Below are 21,303 nucleotides of genomic sequence, written 5' to 3'. Positions count from 1 at the left end.
GCCCTCACCGCTCCACGACCAGCACCAGCCGGTACGCGGGTTCTCTGCCGCCAGTCACCTCGACCTCGTATAGTCCCGGTTCGTGCAGCAGGCACTCGGCGGTCGCCGTGCCGTCACCAGGCCGGAGGATCACGGGGCGCACTGCGCCGCTGCCGACTTCCCTGAGCACGCACGTCGGCAACGCGTCTCCGTCCCAGCCCGTCACCGTGATGTCGAACGGACCTCCCAGCGGAGCCCACTCGGGAACTTCCAGCCCGATCTCACCCTCCCCGAGCATGTCCGGGAGCTGACTGGGGTGGCTCAGCCCGCGAAGCATGCCGGCCGCCAGTTCGACCACGGTGCTGCTTCGAACGAGCGCGCCATGCTCCTGCCTGATCTCGATCGGCTTTGCGTCCGAGCCACGGTCGTGCGCAGCGAACTGGTAGACGGTCCCATCTCCTCGGCGATCTTCACGCCTGGGCGAACCGTCCTGTTTCTTCAGAACACGGCCCCCGTCCCGCATATATACGTACTCCTGGCCCACCGCGCCGGACGAAGTCATGCGATAGCTCTGCAACGTCCGATGCCCGTAGCCCAACACCATGCTGTGCCCAGGAAGAGAAAACCCGCTGAGACGTTGTCGCCTCCAATCGAGCGAAGCTTGTGCCAGATCCGCGTTGCCGCCCAATGCAACGATGTCTTGGAGATCCGGCGCTCGCATGTCGGTGCCGTCGTCCAACGAACGATATGAGGGCAGCAGATCGTACAGCCCCGGCATGGTCGGGGCGACCGCGCGCAATAGGTCCGGATCGACCGGTACAGGCGCTCCGACACCGGAGTTGAGCATCACTGCGGCTTTCACCGAACCGTGGAACGGCGTACCCGCAGTCAGCACCGCACGAATGTCGTCCCGCACATCCTCGAATCGCAGGAGTTCCCGGACGAGAAGCCCACCCATCGAGTGCGCGACGAACAGGAGGCGCGCGGGTCCGGATTCCGGATTTCTGGCGCGGTGCTCCTGGTGGGCGTGGTGGCTTCGCCAGGCGTCCAGATGAGCGCGGGCGGCCCGACGCAGCAGGACACCGTTGTGCGCGACGGAGAGCCGCCAATCGTAAGGAAACGTCGATACCGCGTCCTTGTGCAAAGCGTTCTGGCGCATACGTCGAACGATCTGGCCGTAGGGTTGCATTCCGCCAAGGCCCGGCAGCCAGTCGGCGATGTTGAGCAGCCCTGTCGCCTTGACCCTCGCTAGCTGGCCTGAGCGCTCTTCCTCGGTAACTGCAAGGCTGCGCAACCGATCCGCGTGCATCCGCGCGGTGTACTTGAAGAGCTCGCCCACACCCCAGAGCGTCTTACCGGTATTGATGTCTTCAAGTGTGCTGCCCATGATCCCTGGTACGACGATCACGGCATCGTGCATCAGCCTCATCGGTGCCGGCTGGCCAGTCTTACTGTGTGAAAACGGCGGCATGGCCAGCTCATCGATCAGACTTCTTGTTTGTTACACAGTTCCCGAAACCGGACACGCTAGATCGAAAACACTCTGCGTGATCCGCCGCCTGCGATGAGCCACGCCCCGCACATCCAGGTCGACTTCATTTACTCCGATCCGGTGACACTTACCCGGACATGTAACACGTGCACGAACCCCAACGACGAAGCTGGGAAAGCCGCGTGAGGAAGGCACACCAATTCTACTGTCACTTGGAAAAATGCGAATCGGACTTGCCTTTCGTTCGCCGCTGATTCGTGATACTGAGGTCCAGTTTTGCAAACTGGCCACAGAATCCGTCACCCGCGCGCTCCAGGCGCCCACGCACTGGGTTCGCATGGATGCTTCGTCCTGACCACCTGCACGATCAGCCGCAGGGCAGATGCGAAGTCCTGCCCATCGTCCAGCGCCAGCGCTTCGCACAGTCGCGTGGACAGGTCCGCCGACGTGTCGTCATACACCAGCTACAGAGCGCCGATCACTTGCCTCCAGCCGCGGAAGCCCAAGCGACTGCGGGAGTGACCGCCTCTCCGTGTCGCCCAGACCGCCTATGGCGCCCTGACAGGCGGACAGGAACGCGAACTCGTGGCCGTGGTGGTCGGCGGCCAGAGCGGCCACGGTCAGCGGCATCGCCCGCCTCAGTTCCGCCGTGCAACATCAGGCCGCCTGGCAGGGTCGTCGAGTTGCTGGGCAGGTGCGCCCAGAGGTGCTGCTGAGCGCCGGTGCGCACCGGCTCCGTCGTCGCGACATCCCGGCAACATCAGCGCCCGTCCCACGTGGAACCCTTCAACACGACGCGCAAGCACGGCCGATCGCACATCTGGGACAGCCAGCCACTCCCCCGTCCTGAGTCCTGCACCATACCTCTCCGCAGCTCTCCCTCTCAGACACCGCCTTAGAGCCCGTCCTGCGTGGCCACCGCGGGACGGGCTTCTTAGGCAGAACAGGCCAGATCGGCCTACTCAGGGTCGCCAAGGGCTACGTGGGTGAATAGTGTGCGACTTCGTCCTCGGACATACGAGTTGATCAAGCAGAAGAGGTCGTCCGCGCGGACGACCTCTTCTGCTTTCTTCGCTGTCAGCTCTTGTGGCTGCTCATAGTGCGGCCTTAGGGCTGTACTTGACGTGGCAGGGTTCCGTCAAATTCCTTGTTGACCATCGTGAGCAGCTCTTCCGCATCGGTCGAGTTGGAGCTGCCCTCATGCAGCTCTGCTTCACCTGGCCGAGGGGCAACTCGGCCACAGCCTTGCCGCATACGTGACTCTGTGCACCGCCCCGAGTAACGCTGCACTGGCGATGCCGATGTGAAGAGGTACGGTTCCGATGCAACCCGACGGAAGTGGTCGTACCAGTGAACATGCCCGAGGTGGTCACAAGTTCATGGCGTGATCGTTCGAATACTGTGGGGGTGATTCCCGGCAAGTCCGATGATCAGGCTAATTCGCTCCGACGCGTGGTCGAGCAGCTTCCGCTAACTAGTGGCCAAGACGTCACACTTACATTCATGGGTGGCGAGGTTCGATCGGTACCTTGCGATGTATTCTTCACCCGTCAACTGACACGAGGTGGCATGGTGGTCCGGTCTAGCGCGGACACCTGGGACGCCTCACCCGCGACTCGATTCTGGTTCGAAACCGGGGATGATATTTTCTTCGCTCGCCACCTGCATGCGAACGTTAAGCTGTTTGGTGAGCTTCTCGAACATATCCGCAGGGAACCAGATGACAACGACTTCCTTAAACTCGCCCAGCGGTTCAACCTATCATGGACGAGTCTTGACCAGGTTCGAAGGCGCCTTTCATGGCTGCAAGCGCTCGGGTTACTAGAACGCTGGGGGAACTCGAAGCTTGTCGTCACCGATCTAGGCATACGATTCCTCTCTGAAGTCGAACTTGAACTTGCCACACCGGAAAGCGTGGCGCAGGACTTCAGCTCAAGTGATGATGAGGCTGCGGACCTACCGGAGCCGCAACCATTCCTGGCCGCAGCGCTTGCCAACTACCACTCCGAGGGATCAGCTGAACGCAAGGTCCTAATCGGCTACATCCCTAAAGGACGAAAGGGAGTCGGGCGACCATCCAACGGAACGCAGTCCGGAACCTTCGACGCGGTTCGCAACTATCTTGAACTGATCGGCGCCGGCGCTTCGCCCGACGAGATATTCAACAGAGCGGAAGACGCTTTTGGACAGAAGAAGAGTTCCTTCTCTCAAAGCATGAATACCTTGCGCAACATGGGCGTTGTCGACATGGTGTCGTTCAATCGCTTTGGCGTGCCCAGCAATATGAAAATCCTCCTTCAACCCGGCAACGAAGTTGATTTCGTCCGACACCTTCATCTGCGATACAGCTTCATCGGAGAACTCCTGGCAGCTATCGATGATAGCGTGTCAGCTTCTCATCTAATTACCGTAGCGAAATCCGATTTTGGCCTCGTTCAGATGAATGATGCAGAGATTCGCACCCGCCTATCTTTTCTTTCCGAAGCCGGACTTGTAGAGCGTATCGACTGGTTTCGATATCGCATCACCACGAATGGTCGGGCACTAGCAATTGAACTTCCGCTTGACGTTCCCCGAAAGTCGACGCCGTCACCGGCAAAAGATTCGAAAGATCTAGATTCTAATGTTGCACTGACGTCGGCGCCTCTAACGGAACTGATCACGGATCTACGCAAATGCGCGAATGCCAGTGACGCCAGTGCACAGTTTGAAAATGCACTGATGCGAGCGTTCGAACTCCTCGGATTCAATGCTCAACATCTCGGCGGCAAGGGACAGACCGACGTCCTACTTACCATCGATCTATCGCCAGCCGACAGATACAGGGCGATCGTCGATGCCAAGGCCTCCGCAAGTGGGGTAATCGGAGACAATGCAGTAGCCTTCGATGCGATCAAAGACCACCTGAAGAAACATAAGGCTGATTACGCCGCCATTGTGGGACCAGAGTTCGCCCCCAGAGTAAAAGAGTGGGCGGCAAACCACAAGATCACTCTAATCACCGTCGAGGAGTTGATTAGACTTCTTGAATTGCACCTTACCGCGCCACTGACGTTGCCACAGTTGCGTGTCTTGTTCGAGAACCCGGACGACATCACCCCAGTTTTCGACTCTTACAGCTCCGCAGGTGCAGCCATCGATATTTTGACCAGAATTGTCAACGTGCTCTACCAAGAGGCCAACGATGACGATCCTATGGCGGAGGGCTACATATCCACGGAAAATCTGCACTTCACACTGCGGAAGGATGTAGTTCCACGGCCGTCACGAGCGTTCCTGGACGACTGCTTGACTTTCCTGACCAGCAGCCTAGTCGGTGCGGTCAAGATGAATGGCGACAAGTGTAAGTTGATCGACGCGCCGACCAATATCGAGCGGCGACTAATTGGGCTGAGTGCCAGCCTCGGCTCACTTTCCCTCGGAGACGATGGCTAGCGACTCGATGCGTCGACGACTGCAACGCGGCGCGGACGGCGCTGACCCGCCACTGCTCGATGTCGCAGGTGGTCGGCGGCCGGAACCCCAACTCAGAAAGTTCCGGGGGCTTCGCTATGGGCGCTTGCTCGTCTGCAGGCCTCTGGAAGCGACGACAGCACCCTCTGCCGATCTGTCCCGTCCCATCGTAGAAGACATCGAGGAAGCCGGTTGGCTATTCCGAGATGTGGGGGTGGGACGGGCCCGTGCCTGTCCCACCCCCCACGACCATAACCATCTACCCAGCTAGACGGTGCGTCTCGGCTGTCCCAACGGTTGTCCCGCCGATGCGGCCCCGCAGGACGGGCAGGACGACCTTGTCCAGGCCCGACCAGTTCAGACGAGGCGTGTGCTTAGCGTGCAAGATCGCCTCGGACACGGAATTACCCCACGGGAGCAGTTTTCTTCGTGGGGTAATTGCTTTATATCGGCATTTCCAGCGTCCCCGATCCCCAATCCAGCGCCAACGCCGCTTGCGTCGCAGATAGAGTTCGCGCGGGATTTCGACCAGTTGGCCAGGGTCTTAATTCCAGATCAGACCCTACGCAGGTAATTGCTAGTTGTAGATCGTGGACTTGTGCTGTCAGATCGGACTCCGGATTGTGCCCGCGCTCAGCGATCAGTCTCGGGAGCGCCTGAAGCGCGACGTCCTCGCGGACGTATGTGTTGGCCGGCGCATCCGGCGGCCGAGTCGACGCGCTGTTGAAGCCGTGGCGGCACCGGTAGGCAGGTCTGCCGTGTACCCAGTGAGCGTCCATCTTCCGGTCGCACACCCCGCACACGACCAGACCAGCCAACGCGTGTCTGCGCGCCCCGCCGTCTTTGGTCTGCCTCGGTGCCCTGATCCGCTGAACGGCCACGAAGGTCGCATCGTCGACCAGCGGCTCGTGCGAGAGTTTCTCGGACACCTCCCACATCGTGACCGGGTTGCGGGTCACCCGGCCCGCGGCACGACCACCCCGCCGGCCTCCAGGTCCCCTCCCCCGCGTGCCTTGGCGATTCCACACCTGCCTACCCGTGTACCGCGGGTTCTCGAGAATCGCCGCGACCGCGGTCACCATCCACCGCCCGCCTGTCCTATGCGGGTTGCGTCCTGGATCCGCACTCGACGGACACGGCACACCACGGTCATTGAGCTCGCGGACGATCGACGCCAGCGCACGACCACCCGCACGCTCCCGAAACATCCACCGCACCCACGGTGCCGTGACAGGATCCGGTGCCAACACCTGCAACCGCCTACCCCACCCGCCGTGCCGGGCATTCGGATGCGGCCCACCGTCGACCAAGCGATACCCGTAGGGCGGACGACCGCCGAGAAACCGGCCCTGCTGACTGGCCTGCGCCCGCATCGCCGCGAGCACCCGCTGACGAGCACGAACCACCTCCCGCTGAGCCTGCGCGCCGAGCAACACCATCAGCGCCTGGTGGACCGGGCTGTCCAACTCGACCGGGCCACCGGCCTCGGGCAACCACACCGCGACACCTAACTCGTTCAACTGCGAGACCACCTCGCGGAACTGGTCACCGTAAAACGCCCGCTCATATTCGCCGATCACCACCGCGTCGAACACACGGTCCGACCGGGCCGCTGCGGCGAGAAGTGCCGACGCCTCAGGACGCTCCCACCACGACCAACGACGCGACCTCCCCACGTCAAAGAACTCCACAACCACAGAACCGACACCATCGATCAACTCATCCGACACAGCACGCTGCCACGCTCGAGAGGTCTGCGGATCCTGAAACTCACTCGTCGACATCCGGCCATAGAACGCGAACCGCACACCCGCCTCGGGCACCGGCGCTGTCGCTGGTTGGGGACCTGCCACCACAGCGAGCAATTCAACGTTCGTGAGCGCGGTCATCATCTACTCCCTCAGGTCAGAGCGAAGACCACATCGCGACAGTTACATGACGAGTTCCAGCGGATGTCCACCCGAACAGCACAGAGCACCGCCGCATGTCCCGATTGACTTAGGCAAACGTGATCTCGCGCCCGAAGAGTCGCCCACCCTGTCGACCGTGATCGGTTAGATATTCCCTTTGACACGGAAAACTTGCCATCGGCGGCCAGCGGTAATGGGGCGGCCTCGCGCGGCGACAGGTAAGCAGTCACCTCACCTCATGGAGCAGCTGTGCGCACCGCGTCTGTTCTCACCCTCAATTGCTCTACTGGCCCTGATCGGGTGCAGCGCAGTGCCCACCTCGAGCACCTCCAGCGGTGCCACCTCGACCACAGCTACACCCACGACAACCTCGCCCACCCCGACAACGCCGCCTTCGGCCGGCATCGGACAGACCATCAGCAACCGAGGGATCACCCTCACCGTGACCGAGACACGCGCAGTGAACTCCGTTCTGATGAACGAGTCCAACTACCGCCCAGGCTCGGGCAACGAGACACACACGGAGACCATGCCTAAGGCCGGCGGCAGGTTCGTCTCCGCAACCGCTCACGTCGTCAACAACGCAAAGGTCAGCTTCGTGCTGACCTGCAGCCTGCCGGTCAGCACGAAGCTGGTTGACTCACAGCAGCGCAACTTCGACGCCATCGACGACCTCTACAAGATCAAGGGCAACCCTGAATGCAATGACCAACTCCAACCTGGCTTCGAAACCGACATGACCTGGGTCTACCTCGTACCGCAGCCCGCTACCGTCATCGGCTGGGGCTTCCAAGACACCACCGATTTCTCAGGAACGATCGACTTCACCACGGTCCGCTTCAACGCCTAAACCTCGCAGCTAAGCAGCGAGCGCAGACCTGTGTAGTCACGGGCATTACGTCCGCAACTACACAGGCACCTGCCGCACCAACGTGGCCAGCACCGCACGATCCGCTTGGTCAAACCGCGGGCAACCATGAGTACGGTTCAACACCGCGATCGCACGCCGCAGCACCAGCAATTCCGCATTCTTCGCCGCCGGCAACCGGCCAAGCAGAACCAATCAGCCACCAAGCTGGACAAAGACGAGATAGAGCAGTCGCAGCGCCACGCCCGCGATCATGCCGTCAGACGACAGAAACCGATCACTGCAGCTCAACCGCGGACTGATCCAGCCTGAGATTAGAATGAGCTTTACTCCAGGAAGCGACCTTACCTTTATTGTTACCCCGCAGGCCCCCTACCGGCGATGAGTAGCACCCGGAATGCGTTTCGCGCGCACTTTCCGCTAAAGCACGCACGCGATCAGCATCGCCGATTCGGCGCTAGGCGAAGAACAGCTCGCGCGCTGTGGCACCATCTGCCGTACCTCGTCCGCGGCTTGGACCGGATCTGTAGGTCTATCTCGTCGTGCCGCCCTTCCAGTCTCTTCGGTTCTTACCCTTTCAGCACCCCGCTTAAACCTCCTAGCGAGTCGGGCTACGCGTAAATCTACGCAACGCTCCGCTCGACCGGCGGTGGGCGTTCTGCAGCGCCGCGCATGACGCGGATCTCTCCGCCTGAGGCTCGTTGATCGCCTCGACCAGTGCGGCCGCGTCGAGGTGCATTGATGGCCGTCGTCGACGTGCACCGCGCGCTCGGCGACTCCACCGACTGCCGTTGCTGCACGACTCCGGGCTTGTCACTGGACGGCGGAGTTGACAATTTCTGGACAGAACTAGGTCATTGTCCCACGAGTTGCAGCCCGCAGGCCGAGATCGTGAGACGCTCGCGCCGATTTGCCGCTCGCCCACTGACCTTGCCCCAGATCCGGGCCCAGGGAGCGCAGCCACCGTGGTAGCTGGCTGCCACCGCTGAAGGGCCTCACTCACTCCGCAGCACTTGCTTCACGAGAACGTATTGGCGTCCCGCGAACATCCGTCCCAATCGCCACAAGGGAGGCCCACTGCCGAGTGCCAGCCTGTGGTGCGCAGAGCCACAACGAGCCATTGCGGCCACAAGCCGTGTCCGCGCTATTGCTCCGCGCAGGCAAGCAAGTCAAACCAAGCCAGGCTGGCAAACGCCTTCTGGTGATCCTGTCTCGCGTCAGGCCGCAGGCTTCTCTAGCACCGGACGTCGTCACGGGTGCTACCCACCAGTGAGTCGGAAACATTCTGGTCGACGCTGCGGATCGTCAGGAGCTCAGTGCGGACGACCGTCGCCATGGCGTGCCGACGCCTGGCTCGGCAGCATGATCACATCCTTCACTCGACGTGCAATGGCTGTGCAATCGACTGCCGACCGCCGCGATCTGTCAACGCATCTGGCTCTCCGCGGACCTACGCATCCTCTCCAAGTCCCCCTGATGCACGGCTTCGAGCTCGTCGACAACCCAGAGACTCATCGGCAGCCAATCCCAACGAGTCGAATGACCGCCATTACGCCATCTGGGGGAAGATCACCACTTTTCATCCCGTGCGCGTCCGACTGTGTAATGGTTTGACCTCCGGTTGCGATACGCGGCGTAGTTGTCGGTTCTCGAATGTTGTATTGCTAGGTCACCTCGGAAGATGGGGTCGTACCTTGTCGTCATGTTTGTGACTGCCGGGCGCTCATGTTGACAAATGCGGCCAGCCCTCGATTCACCGCGTTCCCGTCATGCCGAACTTGCTCGGACTCTCATCTGAGCTGCCAGGACTTTCGAAGGTGCTTGAAAGTGACGATCATTGATCAGAGCTGGACTCCGGACGTCACCCTCACAGGTGCAGTGCGAGAGCTGTTCGACAGTGCGATCGCTGCGTATCGCGCGAACCACAACCTCGTCTCCGAGCACGCGAACCACGAGGAGTCGATTCGGGTGGGCGGATACGCCAACCGCACACTGCTCGAACTCGTACAGAACGCCGCCGACGCGATGGCGGGCGCGGCCGAGGGCAATGGGGGAAACGCCGGACGGGTCGAGATAGTTCTTGACCGGGACCGCAGGACGCTCTACTGTGCCAACTCTGGCCGCCCATTCTCAAAGAGCGGACTCATCTCTATCGCCCACGCGCACCTCAGTGGCAAACGCGGCGATGAGATCGGTCGATTCGGCCTCGGGTTCAAGTCGGTTCTGGCGGTTTCCGACTCTCCTCAGATCTTCAGCCGCTCGATCTCGTTCGAATTCAACTCGACCGAATCTATGGCGGCACTCGCCGACATACCTTGCACGGCACGCCGGTATCCGACGCTGCGCACCGCCACCGTGGTCGATCCACACGCGGCATTCGAGAACGACCCGATCCTCGCCGAGCTGGCCGAATGGGCGAGCACCATCGTCAGGCTGCCAGGGGCGAGCAATCTCGACCGGCTCCGAGCGGAGATCAAGGACTTCCCGTCCGAGTTCCTGCTGTTCGTCGGTGCCGTCCGCCAGGTGAGGCTGCGCGTGCTCGGCGAGGACGGCTTCAACGCGAGCCACGTGTCCCACGACTTCGGCGACGGACACTTCAAGATCGAACGGTCGGACGGTGCAGGCGACGAGTGGTTCGTCCAGGACCGCATGCACCGGCCGACGACGGAGGCGCGCAGGCAGGTGGGTGAGGCGGTCTCGCGGGCGGAGGTCAAGGTGACCGTCGCGATGCCGCTACGCCACGCGAAGCACCGCACCGGACGCCTCTGGTCGTATTTCCCACTGCAGGACGAAACATCGGCGTCGGCCCTCTTCAACGCCCCTTGGAGCGTAAACGACGACCGGACCACCCTGCTCCGCAACAAGTACAACCACGAGATTCTCGAAACCCTCTCGAACATGTTCGTTCACATGTTGCCGAAGGTCAGCAGCAAGGCGGACCCCGCTGCCCACCTCGACTACATGCCCGCGCGAGGCAGGGAAGCACTGTCGTTCGGGGACGAGTTGCTGTGCGCGTACGTGCCCAAGGCATCGGCTGATGTCGAGCTCGTGCCTGACGCGAACGGGACGATGAGGTTTGCCGCCGACCTGCGTCCGCTGGACTTCTTCTCCACTGTGGACGACAGCACAATTCATGAGGCCTGGATCAAGTCGCCGAACACCGGTGACGACGTTCCTCACTGGCGTTGCTATGGCACGCAGCAGCGCTTCGCCCGACTCCGCCAGTTGTTCGCCGCGGAGGTGGTCCACGACCTGACCTCCGAGGACGGAGGCCTGAAGAAGGCCGACCGGGACCTCAAGAAGACGTTGGATGGCATCCCGAAGCGCGGGCTTCGATCGTGGCTCCAGGAATGGGCTGGCGGCCCCGATCTCGCATCCGCTGCGGCCGCGGTCAGGTTCGCGATCGAGCACCAGCACAAGCTGCCCGACGCTGCTCAGGCGAAGGTCGTTCCGACCACGGGCGGGCTGCGCGCGCTCAGGGACCGACACTTCATCTTCCTCCACCAGGAGGAAGATGTGGACATCGAGGAAGCCGTCTTCGTCCTCCCTAAGTTCCTCGCCCAACCCGGTATCGAGGACCTGCTGCGGCGCAACAACTTCCGCGATCTGGATCCAGAGGCCGTGCTCAACGCACGTGTCGCCCGGCTATCGACTTCTTCGGGAGACACGGAGTTCGGAAAACTCTGGGACGCGGTCATGGGGGTCCCCATCGCCAAGGCGGTCAAGGCGTTGGCAGGCAACCAGCAGCATGTGAAGGTGCCGACGCGCGACGGCGGTTGGGCGTTCCCCTACCAGGTGTTCGACCTCGATGCCCCGTTGGCCGATCAGTTCGCTCCACTGACGCTCGACCCCAATCGCTGCCTGTCTCCCGTCGCCCACCGGATCGGCGTAATCCAGGAACCCGTCAAGGACTTTCTCGTCGAGGACGAGGTCTGGTTCCAGCAGTACCGGACTTCGGTTCTTCACGCCGTCAACGATGCACGGGGACCGGGCGAACGTCCTGTTGAGAACGTGGACATCTACCCCGGCAAAGGGCCTGGGCCGTTTTCCATGCTCTTCATGTTGCGAGATGTTGCCGCGACGCCCGATCTTCGCGCCCGCTGGACGGTCAAGCTGCTGGAGACCGACGACGCCGACTGGACGTGCGATGACACCGACACTGGTAAAACGCACGCCATCCAGTCACCGGTGAAGTGGGCCGTAGAGCTAGTGGGCCTGCTCCCGTCGACCCGAGGCATCCGAGCACCTCACGAAGTTGTCGCTCCCTCTCTCTTGCAGTACGAGGATTTTCTCCCGCTGTTCCGCGGATCCGGCCGGATCGCTGAGGCGTTGGGACTTGCGGACTTGCTGGAGGACGTTCCGATCGCCCTGATCGAGGAGGCGCTCGCGGCCGAGTTGTTCCCGCCGCGCATCGAGGACACCGTACTGGTCGACTTCGTTCTCGCGGCGTCGCGAATCGTGTCCCCCGTGAGGAAGCCGGCACGTATCCCGGCACGGGTGGGACGCATGGTCGAGTCGTGCGCACCGAACTCCGTGTACATCGCGACGACAGACGAGCAGGCGGGGTACCTGGCGTCGCGTCAGCGTCCCTGTCTCAGGGCGACAGACGAGCAGGTCGGCGACCTCGTCGAGGTGGTCGGCTGTCGCCGCTTCGAGGAGAGCTTCACGTTCTCCATGTTCATCGAGGGACAGCAGGAGAGCGAGCGGGTCCTCGACATTTTCACTGGCCTGCGCAACACACTCAATGCGGACAAGGTGCACAACGCGACGCTCGCCAAGGCGATCCACGTCGCCAAGCGCACCACGACGGAAGACGGTGTGGAGGATCAGTCGCTTGAGTGGCACCTCGCGGATGAGCGCGACCTCGTCGTGCGCAGTGATGTAGACGGCCGTCGCCTTCTGGAGGTCGTCAACAACGCGTTCGGCCTCGGGTTGACGAACGCTCAGCTGGAAGAGGTTCGCCGAGCAGGTCTCGACCACCGCCTCGAATCCCTCCGACAGCAGGCTGCGGCGGCAGCAACCGACGCCGCCCGGTTGGAGCTGTACCTGGGCTCCGACGACATGCGCGACGCGTTGCCGAAGGGACTGTGGCAAGCCCTAGAGTCACAGGGACACGTCGACGACGAAACCTCGGTCGCCGAACTTCTTCTGACCGTGTACGGAAAAGGCTCGATCAGACACCTCAAGGACCTGTTTCTGCAAGAGGGCTTCTCCGATGTCCCCACGAACTGGGCCGGAGGAGCGTCGACCATCACCTGGCTGCGGAAGATGGCCTTCGGAGCCGAGTACGCGGGTCGTCCGACTCGACCGCAGGAGCACGAGTTCGTGGTTCCGGGCGCAGTCAAGCTCACTGAACTGCACCAGTTCCAAAAGAAGATCAGTCGCCAGATGAAGGACGTGTTGACGCTTCGGGATGCGAACGGGCGTCGTCTGAAGGCGATGGTCGAGCTGCCCACCGGAGCCGGCAAGACACGAGTCGCCACGCAGACGGTGTTGCAGCTCTTCGTCGATGGTCAACTGCAGGGACCGGTCCTGTGGATCGCGCAGTCCCAGGAGCTCTGCGAGCAGGCGGTCCAGACCTGGAGCACGGTTTGGCGCGGCATGGGCGACGAGCGCCCGCTGACGATCGGACGCCTTTGGGAGAACCACACCGTCACCAAACCGGACACCGCGTTCAGCATCATTGTGGCGACCGACGCGAAACTCGACAGTGTTCTGGGCGACGCGGAATACAAGTGGCTTCGGACACCCTCAGCGGTGATCGTGGACGAAGGCCACCGGGCAGGAGGCTCGGAGCGCTACACGAGGATCCTGAGCCTGCTCGGTATCGCCGGCCGTGGTTGGGAACGACCACTCGTTGGCCTTTCCGCGACCCCGTTCAAAGGCAAGTCCCACTCGGCGACCGCGGCATTGGCAAGCCGGTTCGGGAACCGGAAGCTCGAGGCGTTCGAAGCCGACACGGCCTACACCCAGCTCGCTGGCCTCGGCGTCCTCGCTCAAGTCGAGCACAAGGTGCTGGAGGGTGTGGACATAGCGCTCAGCCCGCAGGAGATGGCTGAGGTGAAGAGTCAGCGGAAGATCAGCCCAGGCGTTCTCGACCGCGTCGGCCAGAACCAAAGGCGGATGGCGATCCTGATCGACCACATCCGTAACCTGGACCCGACCTGGCCGGTGCTGGTTTTCACGCCGAGCGTGCTGTCGGCACAGGTGCTCGCCGCGACGCTGAGGTTCCACGACATCGAGGCTCATGCTGTCAGCGGGCAGACGGGGCGCCAGGAGCGACGCGACATCATCGACCAGTTCAAGGACGGCAAGATCCGAGTCCTTGCGAACTGCGACCTGCTGATCCAGGGATTCGATGCGCCCGGTGTGCGGGCTCTGTACATCGCCCGGCCGACGTTCAGCCCCAACGCCTACATCCAGATGGCGGGCCGAGGGCTGCGGGGCCCCGCCAACGGCGGCAAGGAGAAGTGCCTCATCGTCGACATGGCGGACAACTTTGGAGACGTCAGCGACTTGCTCGGTTACCGCGAGTACGAAGACCTCTGGCAGGAGCAGCGAGCATGATCATCGTTCCGGACCTGGCGGATGTCGAGAAGAGATCGGACAGCGAAGCCGAGCGTCGGGTCGCACGACTTCTGCGCGACGTCGATGCCGACGCGCATGCTGTCGCTTTTCACTCGGTGAAACTGCGCTCGCACGCCTACAAACAGCAGGCTGAGGCAGACTTCGTCGTCCTGTGGAAGGGCGTCGTGCTCGTCGTCGAGGTCAAGGGTGGCGGCGTCAGGAAGTTCGAAGGCACCTGGTACAGCGTCGACCGACGCGGTGACTGGCACAAGCTCGCGGGTTCCCCGATGGCGCAGGCACAGTCCGCCATGCACGCGTTCAAGGACATCCTCAGCGAGGAGGGCATCGGCTGGTTCGCGCACGAGGCGGTGGTGATCACGCCCGACATCGACGCACCACCGCACTCAGTCGAGTGGAAAACGGACCATTGGCTTTCGAAGTCACATATGACCGTCGCATCGCTGACCGCCGCGTTCGACGCAATCTCAGCCGGCGCCAGGAAGCCTCCGGCAGGCCGGAAACTCGCCCGCAACGTCGAGCTGCGGACCCAGCTGTTCGGCGAGTTCACCAGGATGCCGGTGATCGACGCGCAACGCGGGGCGGTGATCGAGGAGCAGAACCGGGCCACGGAAGGTCAGGCACGAGTACTCGCCTCGCTCGCGCGCAACCCGCGGGTGATGGTGTACGGCGGCGCGGGTACCGGGAAATCCCTGGTGCTCGTGGAGGCGGCCAAGCAGGAGGCGGATCAGGCCAGGACCGTGCTGATCACGTTTCGGTCCCCTGACCTCGCCGGGTTCTTCACTCCCTACGTCGACAGGCGCGGCATCGACGTCGTCCCGTTCGACCGGTTGACGCCGGACAAGACCTACGACGTCGTGTTCGTCGACGAGGCACAGGATTTGATGAACGCCGACGGGATGGACAGGCTCGACGCCGTCGTCGCCGGCGGTCGCGGCGCGGGCCGGTGGCGGATGGCCCTCGACCAGAACAACCAGGCACACGTCGACGGAGCCTTCGACAAGGACGTGTTCGAGCTCGTCGCGTCCGAGGCGCTGCAGGTGGATCTCACGCTCAACGTCCGCAACACGCGGGCGATGGTGCACGTGGTCAAGGAGTATCTCGGGGCGGATGTCGGGGACCCCGGCATCGTGCACGGAGAGAGAGTGCGCTGGCACGCCCTGGACGGCGCTGCCGATGTCGCCGCGGCGGAGTCACTCGCCGCCGACCTGATCGCCGACGGCGTCCAGCGAGACCGGATCTGGATCATCAGCACCACCTCGACCGCGGCTACCGCCCGGAGCGAGCGCGGATTCATCATCACCAGTCCGAGGTACGCCAAAGGTCTGGAAACTGAGCACGTGGTCGTGTGCGACCTCCCCTCGATGTTCGACAGGGCTGGAATGTCAGCCTTCTACGTCGCGGTGACCCGTGCGCGCGTATCGCTGCACATCCTCGCTTCCAAGGACGACAAGAAGCGCCTGCAGCAGCTGGCCAGGCAGCGGTTGGTGACCACGTGACGCTGACCGAGGCACAGAAAGCCGCGCTGCACCACCTACGCACCACCTACGTCGGTCCCGTCGACGACACGGAGGTCGTGCTCAACCCGCCCCACCTCCAATACGCGGTCGGCATGCTGTTCCCGCCGGAGGCTGAGAGCACGCCAGTGGACTCGCCCGCCGGCGATGAACTCGCACCCGACGTGGTCTCCGGCGACGTAGAGGAGGACGGCGCGGGCGTGCCGCTGGCCGAGGACTGGCGTCCATCCTCGGTTGCCATGTCCTTCGTCACGACCCGAGCCGACGTGCTGTGCGACATCTCAGGCGGCACCTACGCACCGATCTCGGACGACGGCCCACCCCGATGGCAGCGCAGTGCCTTCAGATTCGGCGGGCTTCGCCTGTCCAAGGGCACTCCGCCGCACCAGCTCAAGGCAGGTGGGGTTCCGTTCGAAGTCGGGTCGCGCTGGCGGCCGTTCGGCGATGCCTATCTCGTGACGGTGCACGCGCGCGTGCTGTCGAAGTCGACGGGGAACGACAAGCTCGACATCGTCCACATGCTCTTCCAGGTCGGGTTGAGCGTGACGCCCACTTTGGGCGGGCAGATCCTCGACTACGACACCTCGCGTGCTTTCGACTTCGACGACGAGTCTGCGGAACTGCGACTTCGCTTCCGGGACCGCAAGGTCTACGCGGTCGGCCACGGCATGGCCGTGGATTGGGAGCTCGCCGACGGCAGCTGTGCTCGGGTGTTTCTCGAACCGGTTCCCGCGTTCGTCGTCCCAGCGGTCGAGACCACAGGCTTCAAGAAGGGGACTAACGAGGCCAGGGCGTTGCGCCTGGACCTCCTCGAGAAGATCGACACCGCCCCGAACGACGTGCTGACGTCTCTGGACGCATTCGTTGTGGCGTTCACCGGCTGGGTCGCAGAGCAGAAGGCACGCGCGGCCACGTTCGACGCCGACGTCGAGGTAGCGCAGAGGATCACCCGTCGCGCCGAGACGGCTATGCATCGGATGAAGGCAGGTGTCGACCTGCTGCGCGATCCCGCGCAGCAGGAGCTGCGCGTCGCGTTCGCTCTCGGCATGGCTGCGATGCGGCTGCAGATGCTCCAGGCAGCGAAGAGTCGAGCCAAGGACCCGAACCTCGTCACCGAACCAGTGTGGCGACCGTTCCAGCTCGGATTTCTCCTCGTCTCGCTCGCCTCCACAGTCGACGAGACGCACGCCGACCGCGAGCTCGTCGACCTGATCTGGTTCCCCACCGGTGGCGGCAAGACGGAGGCCTATCTCGGTCTGTCGGCCGTCGAGGGCTTCCGCCGCCGCCTGACGCATGGTATCGACGGTGCGGGCACCGCGGTGATCACCAGGTACACATTGCGGCTGCTGACCGCTCAACAGTTCCAGCGCGCGGCTTCACTGATCTGTGCGATGGAGCTGCTGCGCGAGCGTGACCCCAGGGCGAAGGGTCTGGCCCGCTTCTCGATCGGTCTGTGGATCGGCAACGAGGCCACGCCCTCGACCAGAGCGGACGCGAAGGTCGCACTTAGCCGCCTGCACAAGGCTGCCCGCCCGGAAGAGGCGAACAAGTTCCAGGTCGAGAGCTGCCCTTGGTGTCGCCGCCCGCTGCTGCCGAAGAAGTGGACGGCTGACCCCGACAGTTACGGGATGCGCCTGGAAGGCCATGACGTCGTCGTCCACTGCACCGACTCGGGCTGCGACTTCCACCTCGGGCTCCCCTTGGTAGTCGTCGACGAGGTGCTCTACGAGAACCCTCCCACGATTCTGCTGGCGACCGTCGACAAGTTCGCCCGCCTGCAGTTCAACACCGAGTCGGGCAAGCTGCTCGGACTTGGCACCCGATTCCTGCAACCGTCGTTGATCATCCAGGACGAGCTGCACCTCCTGTCCGGGCCGCTCGGCACCACCGTTGCGGTGTTCGACGCCGTCATCCAGATTCTGCTCAGCCGTGGCGGCACCATGCCCAAGGTCGTGGCCTCGACGGCCACGATCCGCGCGTCGGACGAACAGGTGCAGGGCCTTTACGGACGAAAGGTCGCGCTGTATCCACCGGCGGGTCTCGACGACGACAGGACGTTCTTCTCCCGTCCCGTCGAGAACGGCGAGGGGCGGCTGTACGTCGGTCTGATGCCCCAGGCTCTGTCCCAGGTCTCGGCGGTGATCTCCGCGACCACCCCGCTCGTCGAGCTCCCCGAGGTGTTGACGAAGGCCGCACCGGGCGTCGCCAGGGACGCCTACTGGACCGCAGTCATGTATCACAACAGCCTGCGGGAGCTCGGCCGCTCGGGAACGTTGGTGGTCGACGACGTCAACGGCAGGCTGGACGCACGAGCCGAGCGACTGGGCCTGCAGTCCCGCAAGGTGCGAGCGGACCGGGTGTTGGAACTAACGAGTCGACGCGGACCGGAAGAGCTACCCAACGATCTGCGTGCCCTCGGCCGCAGCGTCGACGGCGACGAAACCGCCATCGACGTCGTCCTGTCGTCGAACATGCTGTCGGTGGGAATCGACATCCCCCGCCTGGCACTGATGCTGATGGTCGGGCAGCCGAAGACGACCGCCGAGTACATCCAGGCCACCAGCCGGGTGGGACGCGGCGACATCAAGGGCATCGTGGTGACTCTCTTCAGGTCGAACCGCGCGCGCGACCGTTCGCACTTCGAGACATTCCGCGGGTACCACGAAGCGCTGTACCGCAGCGTCGAACCGACGAGCGTCACGCCGTGGTCGTTGGCTTCTCGAAAGCGGTCGTTGGCCGGCGCCGTCGTCGCACTGTTGCGACACTCGGTTCCTCCGCTCGCCGCGAGCGCATCCCGAATGGACCTCGACGACCCACAGATGCAGGACGTCATCGAGAAGCTGATGACCAGGTTCGTGAACCTGGCAAGCCGCTCGGAATACCTTGAGGAGCAGGACACCAGGGAAATGGTGTGGTGGCTCCTGCGCGGCTGGGACAGTCGCGCAAAGATCGCCCGTGAGACGGGAGCGCCGTTGCCTTACGAGCGACGCAAGTCAGCCGACAAGTCGCTCCTGAAGCGCTACGACCAATCCGGTGAGGGCTGGCTCGTCGCCGACTCGATGAGATCGGTGGATCCGAACGTCGCGGTGCAGGTGTACGAACCCAACGAATGGAGCGGCAATGGACCGGATCACGCATGATCTGCGTCTTTCCGAGACGATCGCGCCGTTCGGTGTGGGCGCTGTCGTCGACGTGCGCGGGGAGTCCCTGATCGCGGCCGACACGTCCTGGTGGGATCTGAAATACGCTCCGACGATCAGCTGCGAGCGGCTCGTCGCGAGGCTGGACGGCGGTCGCGGCGTGCTCCGGCAGCCGCCCTCGCACTCCGGTCGGGCGGCGAAGGACACCAAGGGTCTGCTCTACTGGCGGTTTCCGGCTTGGCGGTTCTGTGAGCGATGCAGCAAGCTTTCGCAGTACACGGGGAAGAAGAACGGACGATGGGTCAACAAGTGTGAGTGCGCCGGCACCCTCGTTCCTATGCGGTACGTGGCGGTCTGCACCGCAGGCAGCCACATCCGGGACATCCCGTGGTTTCAGTGGGCACACCGCGGCACTGACAACGGCGTCACCGAAGCCGTGCGGTTCTGCCGTGCCTACAAGGAGCTGACGTTCCGCCGGTCGTCTCAACACGGCGAAGGCCTGGCGTCCATCCGGATCTCCTGCGGCGGCTGTAAGCGAACGCGTTCCCTGGTCGAGCTGGTGACCAAGGACGCCCTCCGTCGAGACGGGATCAAATGCCTCGGATCCCAGCCGTGGGAGAGCGCCAACGACACCGTCTGCGACCACCCGCTCGTAGCGGTGCAGCGCGGTGCGACCGGTAACTACATCGCCGACCTCGTCTCGGCGCTGCACATCCCCGAGGAGCAGCCTGCCTCGAAGGCGAACGCGGACCTGATCCGGAACCACGTCTACTTCGGCAAGGTCGTCACCGACAACGGCGGCCCGCAGGCGGACATGGTCGCGGGTTGGATTGCGGACGAGCTGAACGTGTCGAAGGAAAAGGTGCTCGCACTCGCCGCGGGCGGCGACGACGCGGACGAATCGGTTCTGCAGGAGCTCAAGGACGGTGAGTGGGCGGCGTTCCTGAAGAAGCTCGAATGTGGCGTCGACCATAGTCAGGGCGATTTCGTCGTCGACGGGTTGCCGGTGCCGATCGACGCGAAGTGGCCGCAGGCGCTGACGAGCCGACTCGCGGGCCTAGGCCAAGTGCACCGCGTCCGTGAAGTCCGGGCGCTAAAGGGCTTTCGGCGGTACAGCGCCGAAGCCGACGTGCTTCCTCCGGACTTCGGCACGGACCGGGCCCAGACGAGGGTCTACCCGGCGATCGAGCTGTTCGGCGAAGGCATATTCCTGCGCTTCGACGAAGCCGAGCTGGCCGAGTGGGAGAACCGTCCCGATGTCCAAGCACGAGCCGACATCCTAATGCGCCTGCGGCACGACAGCCCGTGGGCGCATCGACTGGACGTTCCGGAACCTCGCTTCATCGCGCTGCACACGCTGGCGCATGTCCTCATCAGAAGGCTCGCCTTCGCGAGCGGCTACGCGTCAGCGTCACTGCGGGAGCGGATCTACGCGCACTCGGGCGGCCCCGACAACACTGCGGGTATCCTGATCTACACGGCGGCAGGCGACGCCCAGGGCACGCTCGGCGGTCTGGTCCGACTGGGGCGACCGGACAAGCTCATGCCGCTGTTGCTAGCTGCTCTTGACGATGCTGACGTCTGCTCCAACGACCCGGTGTGCATCGAATGCGACCGACAGCGGGCGGCACAGCTGAATCTATCCGCCTGTCACGGATGTGCACTCGTCAGCGAAACGTCCTGCGAGACCGGCAATCGGTTCTTGGACCGGCAGCTTGTTCTTGGTGGCAGCGAGGTGACCGGGTTCCTGGAAGAGGTACTGCCGCAGATTCGCCATTGAGACAGAAAGGTGTGAACGATGCCGCACAACCGCATCGCGTGACATCGCTTGCAGAGTCGCGTGATCACTGGTTGCTGGGCGCCCTGCTCCGTACGCACGACGGCGTGCAGGAATGGTCACACGTGATCTGAGCGTGGCAACTGACGAATCTTTTGAGCCGGGTACAGGCCGAGTCGCAGTGAGGTGCCCACGAGTTTGATCGCGGGCACGTCATGGGTGTGCCCACCGGATAGGGCCGGCGCCAACACTTGCACCCTCCGATCCCACCGCCCATGCACCGGGTTGGGGTGCCAGCCCCCATCGACAAGCCGATTCCCATACGGCAGACGACCACCTAGAAACCGGCCCTGCAACCGCGTCTGCGCCCGCATCGCCGCCAACACCCGCACGAAGAGGACTCGCAAGAGGCGTCATGACATAGAAGGAAGGAACTGGTGCACACGCCACCCTGCCTGTCCCGGTCGCGCGATCTCGCCATGGGCAGCTGGGCGACGCGAAGGTCCCGTGTTCGATGGGAACAGGTGACACAACCTGTCCCACGTCCCCTGCGGACCAACCGCTGCAGGTAGCGGCCTTCAG

The 21,303-nt window shown here is 63.3% G+C and carries 8 protein-coding genes; 6 read left to right on the top strand and 2 right to left on the bottom strand.

What is annotated here, in order from left to right:
- Positions 1-4: 4 nt before the first annotated feature.
- The gene (locus ACIRG5_RS47425; protein WP_402918060.1) at positions 5-1,399 is read right to left on the bottom strand and encodes a hypothetical protein; all 1,395 of its coding nucleotides are present in this window, start codon (positions 1,397-1,399) and stop codon (positions 5-7) included.
- A 1,479-nt stretch (positions 1,400-2,878) separates the two neighbouring features.
- Here ACIRG5_RS47425 and ACIRG5_RS47420 point away from each other — a divergent pair.
- Positions 2,879-4,906 (top strand): restriction endonuclease, encoded by a 2,028-nt coding sequence (locus ACIRG5_RS47420; RefSeq protein ID WP_402918057.1) that lies wholly within the window; start codon positions 2,879-2,881, stop codon positions 4,904-4,906.
- Between the two features lie 461 nt (positions 4,907-5,367).
- Here ACIRG5_RS47420 and ACIRG5_RS47415 read toward each other — a convergent pair whose 3' ends face one another.
- The gene (locus ACIRG5_RS47415; protein WP_402918054.1) at positions 5,368-6,813 is read right to left on the bottom strand and encodes a recombinase family protein; all 1,446 of its coding nucleotides are present in this window, start codon (positions 6,811-6,813) and stop codon (positions 5,368-5,370) included.
- 259 nt (positions 6,814-7,072) lie between these two features.
- Between ACIRG5_RS47415 and ACIRG5_RS47410 the strand changes: the two genes are divergently transcribed.
- From ACIRG5_RS47410 to drmB, 5 genes are all read left to right on the top strand, one after another.
- The gene (locus ACIRG5_RS47410) at positions 7,073-7,684 is read left to right on the top strand and encodes a hypothetical protein (protein ID WP_402918051.1); all 612 of its coding nucleotides are present in this window, start codon (positions 7,073-7,075) and stop codon (positions 7,682-7,684) included.
- A gap of 1,845 nt (positions 7,685-9,529) precedes the next feature.
- Entirely contained in the window at positions 9,530-14,269 is a 4,740-nt protein-coding gene (locus ACIRG5_RS47405; protein WP_402918049.1) for a DEAD/DEAH box helicase, read from the top strand.
- Complete coding sequence (locus ACIRG5_RS47400) at positions 14,266-15,786, top strand: NERD domain-containing protein (protein WP_402918047.1); 1,521 nt, start codon at positions 14,266-14,268, stop codon at positions 15,784-15,786. The genes ACIRG5_RS47405 and ACIRG5_RS47400 overlap by 4 nt, the downstream gene beginning before the upstream one ends.
- Entirely contained in the window at positions 15,783-18,944 is a 3,162-nt protein-coding gene (locus ACIRG5_RS47395; protein ID WP_402918044.1) for a helicase-related protein, read from the top strand. The genes ACIRG5_RS47400 and ACIRG5_RS47395 overlap by 4 nt, the downstream gene beginning before the upstream one ends.
- Positions 18,925-20,724: a DrmB family protein gene (gene drmB, locus ACIRG5_RS47390; RefSeq protein WP_402918042.1), complete on the top strand. Its 1,800-nt coding sequence runs from the start codon at positions 18,925-18,927 to the stop codon at positions 20,722-20,724. The genes ACIRG5_RS47395 and drmB overlap by 20 nt, the downstream gene beginning before the upstream one ends.
- The last annotated feature ends 579 nt before the right edge of the window (positions 20,725-21,303 follow it).

It is taken from the genome of Lentzea sp. NPDC102401, assembly GCF_044765805.1.
GTDB lineage: Bacteria > Actinomycetota > Actinomycetes > Mycobacteriales > Pseudonocardiaceae > Lentzea > Lentzea sokolovensis.
The sequence above is the reverse complement of the archived record's forward strand: the minus strand, read 5'-3'. Positions and strand labels throughout refer to the sequence as shown.